This is a genomic window from Streptomyces marinisediminis (genome assembly GCF_026262575.1).
Lineage (GTDB): Bacteria > Actinomycetota > Actinomycetes > Streptomycetales > Streptomycetaceae > Streptomyces > Streptomyces marinisediminis.
In genome coordinates, this window is sequence record NZ_JAPKFL010000081.1 from 1 (window position 1) to 1,372 (window position 1,372).

The window sequence follows — 1,372 nt, forward strand, 5'->3', positions numbered from 1 at the left end:
TAACCGGTGGTGGCGAGCCCGGCGTAGAAGTCGCGCACGTCGACGGCGGTGGCGTCGCGGGGCGGCCACACCTCGGCCCAGTCGGCGGCGGGGGCGGCGTCGGCGGCGGACCCGACCACACCGGTGGCGTGCCGCGTCCAGGGCCCGGTGCCGTCGGCCCGGCCGTGGACGGTCAGCCGCCGGGCGCCCGGACCGGCGTCGTCCGCGCCCTCGGCGCCCACGAGCACCCGGACGGTGATCCCGCCGTCCTCGGGCAGCGCGAGCGGGCTCTCCAGCACCAGTTCGGTGACGCGGCCGCACCCCACCTGGTCGCCGGCGCGCACGGCCATCTCGACCAGCGCCGTTCCGGGCACCAGCGCGTGCCCGTCCACGACGTGGTCCGCGAGCCACCGGTGCGTGGACACCGCGAGCCGTCCCGTGAACACGGCCCCGTCGGTCTCCGGCAGCTCGACCACCGCGCCGAACAGCGGGTGTTCCGCGCCGTCCAGGCCCATCGACGCGACGTCCCCGGTGAACTCGGCCACCCGGGGCCAGAACCGCTCGCGCTGGAACGCGTACGTCGGCAGGTCGACGTGTGGGGCCTCCCCGGGGCCGAACACGGCCGACCAGTCGACCTCCGCGCCGTGGGCCCACGCCTCACCGACGGACAGCAGCACCCGGTCCAGGCCGCCGTGGTCGCGGCGCAGTGTGCCCACCGTCGCCGCCTCGACACCCGCGTCCTCGATCGTGCCCTGGAGGCCGAGCGCGAGCACGGGGTGCGGGCTGACCTCGACGAACAGGGTGTGGCCCGCGGTCAGGGCGGTGCGGGTGGCCTGCTCGAACTCCACCGTCTCGCGCAGGTTGCGGTACCAGTACGCGGCGTCCATCTCCGTGCCGTCCAACTCGGCGCCGGTCAGGGACGAGTAGACGGTCACCGATCCCGGTTGGGGGGTGATGCCGTCCAGCAGGCGGGCCAGCTCGTCCTCGATCGCCTCCACGTGCGCGGAGTGCGAGGCGTAGTCCACCTCCACCCGGCGCGCCCGGATCTCGTCACGCTCACAGGCGGCGAGGAGTTCCTCCAGCGCGCCCGGGTCGCCGGAGACCACCACCGAGGAGGGTCCGTTGACGGCGGCCAGGGAGATCCGCCCGTCCCAGGCGGTGATCCGCTCACGCACCCGGTCAGCCGACTGGGCCACGGACACCATCCCACCGTGCCCGGCCAACGCCGTGATCGCGCGGCTGCGCAACGCCACCACCCGGGCCGCGTCCGCCAGCGACAACACCCCGGCCACCGCCGCGGCCGCGATCTCACCCTGCGAGTGACCGAGCACGGCGGCCGGCTCCACACCGTGGGCACGCCACACCTCGGCCAGCGACACCATCACCGCCCACA

Annotated in this window: 1 protein-coding gene; it reads right to left on the minus strand. The window is 75.3% G+C overall.

All coding sequences use genetic code 11. The features are described 5' to 3' along the window. Positions 1-1,372 (minus strand): acyltransferase domain-containing protein (locus OSB71_RS24145; RefSeq protein WP_265950932.1); only part of this gene is annotated, 1,372 nt, incomplete at both ends.